This window comes from Streptomyces sp. (genome assembly GCF_050698815.1).
In the GTDB taxonomy this organism is placed as follows: domain Bacteria; phylum Actinomycetota; class Actinomycetes; order Streptomycetales; family Streptomycetaceae; genus Streptomyces.
Window position 1 is genome coordinate 1 of the sequence record NZ_JBOHCV010000624.1, and the last position, 4,688, is coordinate 4,688.

Consider the following 4,688-nt stretch of genomic DNA (forward strand, 5'->3'; position numbering starts at 1 on the left):
GGGCACGACGATCCTGCTCGTCGAACAGAACGCCCAGGCCGCCCTCTCCCTGGCCGACCAGGGTCACGTCATGGAGATCGGCACCATCGCCCTGTCGGGCACCGGCCAAGAGCTGATGCACGACGAATCGGTACGCAAGGCCTACCTCGGCGAGGACTGACCCCCAGTTACGAGTGCGGCCCGCCCTGGTCACCAGGGCGGGCCGCACTCGTAACCGGCGGGGTCAGTCCTCGCCGAGGTAGGCCTTGCGTACCGACTCGTCGTGCATCAGCTCCTGGCCGGTGCCCGACAGGGCGATGGTGCCGATCTCCATCACGTGACCGTGGTCGGCCAGGGAGAGGGCGGCCTGGGCGTTCTGCTCGACGAGCAGGATCGTCGTGCCCTGTGCCTTCAGCTCGGTGATGGTCTCCATGATCTTCTGCATCATGATCGGGGAGAGGCCCATCGAGGGTTCGTCCAGCATGAGGAGCTTGGGGCTGGACATCAGAGCGCGGCCCATGGCGAGCATCTGCTGTTCCCCGCCGGAGAGGGTGCCGGCGGCCTGGCCGCGGCGTTCTCCGAGGATGGGGAAGAGCGTGTAGGCCCGTTCGATGTCCTTCTGGATGCCGGCGCTGTCCTTGCGGAGGAACGCGCCGAGCTGGAGGTTCTCGGTGATGGTGAGGCGCGGGAAGATGCGGCGGCCTTCGGGGGAGTGTGCGATCCCCTTGGCGACGATCTTGTGCGCGCCTACGTCGTTGATCACCTCTCCGTCGAAGGTGATCTTCCCGGCGAGGGGTTTGAGCAGTCCGGAGAGGGTGCGCAGGGTGGTGGTCTTGCCGGCGCCGTTGGTGCCGATCAGGGTGACCACTTCGCCGGCTTCGACGCTGAACGAGATGCCCTTGACGGCTTCGATCTTGCCGTAGGCGACGCGCAGGTCCTCGACTTCGAGCAGTGGCATCAGGCCCTGCCTCCCTTCTGGGTCTCGTCGGTGCCGTCGGTGCCGTCGGTACCGGTTGCGCTCTCGGCGCCCCGCGTTTCCGCTTCCCGTACCTCGGCGGCTTCCGCTTCGCCCGGTTCGCCCTCGAAGGGCGTGCCGAGGTAGGCGGCGACGACGCGTTCGTCGCCCTGCACCACTTCCGGTGTGCCTTCGACGAGCTTTTCGCCCTGTACGAGGACGGCGACGCGGTCGCAGAGGTTGAAGATGAAGCGCATGTCGTGCTCGATGACGAGTACGGCGGTGCCCTTCTCCCGTACCGCGAGGACCAGGTCGCGGGTGGCGCTGGTCTCGCTTGCGGTCATGCCCGCGGTGGGTTCGTCGAGCAGCAGCAGTCCTGGTTCGCTGGCCAGGGCGCGGGCGATCTCCAGCTTGCGCTGCTCGCCGTAGGGGAGGTTCCGCGCGAGGTGTTCGCGCTTGTCGGCGAGGCCGGTGAACTCCAGGAGTTCCATGGCGCGTTCCTCGGAGCTGCGTTCGGCCTTGCGGAAGCCGGGGCCGCGCAGCAACGCGGAGAACAGACCCTCTTTGGTGCGGGTGTGGCGGCCGACGAGGACGTTCTCGAGGACTGTCATGTTCGCGAAGAGGCGGATGTTCTGGAAGGTACGGGCGATGCCTGCCTGCGTGACCAGGTGGGAGCGGTGCGGGAGCACCTTGCCCTTGTAGGAGACCTTGCCCTCGGTCGGCACGTACAGCCCGGTGAGGCAGTTGAAGAAGGTGGTCTTGCCGGCGCCGTTGGGGCCGATGAGACCGACGATCTCGCCGCTGTCCACCGTGAGTTCGACATTGCGTATGGCGGTGAGGCCGCCGAAGCGCATGGTGACGCCGGAGGCCCGCAGTACGGGGTGCCGCCCGGCCGGCGTGGCCTCGGGGCCGGTGGTCGCTGTGCTGGTGGTCATCTGACTCACGCCTCCGTCTTGCTGAGGCCGGGGCCGCCGGTCGGGACGTCGAGCTGGCCGGTTTCGTGGAATTCGAGCTTCTTTCGGCGGTCCGCGATGAGGCCCTCGGGGCGGAAGCGCATCAGCAGCACCAGCGCGAGCCCGAAGAGCAGGAGCTGGTATTCGCCGATGAACTGCAGCTTGGCCGGGATGAGGTAGAGCAGTGAGGCGCCGATGAGCGGTCCGGAGACGGTGCCCATGCCGCCGAGGATGACGGCGGCCAGCAGGAAGGCCGAGTTGGGCGGTACGACCTCGACGAACTGGTACTGCTCGGGTGTCACCGATGAGGTGACGTGGGCCTGCACGGTGCCGGCCATGCCGGCCAGGGTGGCGCCGAGTGCGAACGCGATGAGCTTGACGCGGAAGCCGTTGATGCCCATGGCGCGGGCAGCGGTTTCGTCCTCGCGGACGGCGACCCAGGCGCGGCCGATGCGGGAGCGGTCCGCGCGCCGGAAGATCGTCACGACGATGATCGTGAAGACGAGCATCAGCAGGTAGTAGTTGGCGAACGGGCCGAGCTCGACGCCGAGGATGGTGTGCTCCTCGCCGAGGCTGAAGCCGGCGATCACCAGGTCGGGAATGTTGGCGATGCCGTTGGCGCCGTTGGTGACGGCGGGCCCGGAGGAACCGTCCAGATTCTCCATGCCGATGCGGAAGATCTCGCCGAAGCCGAGCGTGACGATGGCGAGGTAGTCGCCGTGCAGCCGCAGTGTCGGGGCACCGATGACGACGCCGAAGACGAGTGAGGCGCCGGCGCCGGTCAGGACGGCGGCCCAGAAGGGGAACTGCACGCCGAGTACGGAGGTGTCCGAACCCGACACGAGTGCCGCCGCGTAGGCGCCGACGCCGAGGAACGCCACGTATCCGAGGTCGAGCAGTCCGGCGAGGCCGACGACGACGTTCAGGCCGAGGGCGACCGTGGCGAAGATGAGGATGTTCGCGGCGATCGAGGTGTACTGGTCGCTGCTCTGGGTGAACGGGAAGCACGCGGCGGCGACGAACGCGGCCGTGAAGGTGATGTTGCGGTGCTTGCTGGTGATCGCGCCCAGACGCTGGCTGAGTCCGGCGCGGCCGAGCGCGGTGGCGCCGAAGCTGACCAGGAGCAGGAAGCCGATGAAGAGCTCGCCGTAGGCGGTGTCGATGCCGTACGTGAACACGTACAGCCCGACGCCGAAGGAGACGGCGATGGTCAGCAGTTCGGCCCAGCCCGGGAGTTCCTTGCCCGGTGCGGGCGTGGTGGCTTTGAGGGAGTGCCGGAAGCGGCGCCAGGCGCCCGGGTCGCGCAGCGTCGGGTCGGCCGGGTCGAAGGGCTGGTCGGCGCGGAGGCCGAGGGCGCCGGTGACGGTGGCGAGACTGGCGAACACGGCGACCCACATGCCGGGTTCGAAGTTGACCAGTCCGCCGAGGGTGAAGGCTATGGATGCGGCGGTGTACCAGGCGACGGCGAGGGTGCCGATGGCGAGGAGCACCACGGGTGCGGTCTTGCCGCCGGGGGTGAGCCAGCGCAGTCCGCGTACGCCGCTGCCGGACAGCAGCATCAGGATGGTGAGCAGGGAGCCGACGAGGGTCAGCGTCTGCAGATCGACGGGTGAGCCGTAGTAGGTGAGGTCGCCGGGGAACTCGGAGGTCCACGTCCAGGCCAGCATGGTGCTGGCGAGGGTGGCGACGGCGCCCGCGAGGGTGAGGATGCGGGCGGCCTTGGGCGGCAGCGGCAGAGTGCCGGGGGCACCGGTCGGGTCGAGCGGTTCGGCGGGCGCGGCGGGTGCGGTGGTGTCCGCGCCGGTGTTGGTGGTTGCCATCGATATCACGCCCTGTCCGCGATGCGTTCGCCGAGCAGGCCCTGTGGCCGGATCAGCAGGACCAGGATCAGCAGGGCGAACGCCCATACGTTCTTCCACGCGCCGCCGCCGAACAGTTCCATGCCGGGGATGAATTCGATGTACGCGGTTGCCAGGGACTCGGCGAGGCCGAGGACGAGGCCGCCGATCATGGCGCCGTAGATGTTGCCGATGCCGCCGAGTACTGCGGCGGTGAATGCCTTGAGACCGAGGATGAAGCCGATCTTGAAGTCGATCTGTCCGTACTTGAGGCCGTACGCGATGGCCGCGACTCCACCGAAGGCCGCGCCGATGGCGAAGGCCGTGACGATGATGCGGTCGGTGTTGATGCCCATCAGCTTCGCCGTGTCGGGGTCCTGCGAGGTGGCCTGCATGGCGCGGCCGGTGCGGGTCTTGGCGACGAAGAAGCCGAGCGCGATCATGCAGATGGGCGCGGCGATGAGAAGGAAGAGTTCGCCGCGCTGGATGTTGGCGCCCAGGATCTGGACGCTGTCGCCGTCGAACTTCGGGAAGGAGCGGGCCTTCTTGGCGTCCGGGTAGAAGCTCCAGATCAGCTGCTGGAGCATGATGGACAGGCCGATGGCGGTGATCAGCGGGGCCAGCCGGGGCGCGTTGCGCAGGGGCCGGTAGGCGAAGCGTTCCGCACCGATGCCGACGAGGACGGAAACTCCGACCGCCAGCACGAGCATGAGAGGCAGGGCGAACATGAGGGACGTGCCCTGGGGGAGCATGAGCCATGCGGTCAGGCCACCGAAGGCCCCGAACATGACGATCTCGCCGTGGGCGAAGTTGATGAGCTGAACTATGCCGTAGACCATCGTGTAACCGATCGCGATGAGGCCGTACATCGCGCCGAGGATGAGTCCACTGGCCAGTTGCTGCGGCAGGTCGTTCACCGCGGGGCCTCCGTGGGTCTGGATACCACCGCGCGGGGGCGTTGTG

The 4,688-nt window shown here is 68.0% G+C and carries 4 protein-coding genes and 1 pseudogene; 1 reads left to right on the top strand and 4 read right to left on the bottom strand.

Annotation, left to right across the window (positions count from 1 at the left end):
- Positions 1–160 (top strand): annotated as a pseudogene (locus tag ACRDP3_RS22580) (ABC transporter ATP-binding protein); the annotation flags it as partial.
- A 63-nt stretch (positions 161–223) separates the two neighbouring features.
- Here the strand turns inward: ACRDP3_RS22580 and ACRDP3_RS22585 are convergent.
- Genes ACRDP3_RS22585 through ACRDP3_RS22600 form a run of 4 tightly spaced genes read right to left on the bottom strand, consistent with a single transcriptional unit; the run spans position 224 to position 4,642 of the window.
- Complete coding sequence (locus ACRDP3_RS22585) at positions 224–940, bottom strand: ABC transporter ATP-binding protein (protein WP_431518828.1); 717 nt, start codon at positions 938–940, stop codon at positions 224–226.
- The gene (locus ACRDP3_RS22590) at positions 937–1,869 is read right to left on the bottom strand and encodes an ABC transporter ATP-binding protein (protein ID WP_431518826.1); all 933 of its coding nucleotides are present in this window, start codon (positions 1,867–1,869) and stop codon (positions 937–939) included. Before ACRDP3_RS22590 ends, ACRDP3_RS22585 begins: the two co-directional genes overlap by 4 nt.
- A 5-nt stretch (positions 1,870–1,874) precedes the next feature.
- A complete protein-coding gene (locus ACRDP3_RS22595) occupies positions 1,875–3,707 on the bottom strand; it encodes a branched-chain amino acid ABC transporter permease (protein ID WP_431518827.1) in 1,833 nt (610 codons plus the stop codon).
- Positions 3,708–3,712: 5 nt separating this feature from the next.
- A complete protein-coding gene (locus tag ACRDP3_RS22600) occupies positions 3,713–4,642 on the bottom strand; it encodes a branched-chain amino acid ABC transporter permease (protein ID WP_431518829.1) in 930 nt (309 codons plus the stop codon).
- Positions 4,643–4,688: the final 46 nt, after the last annotated feature.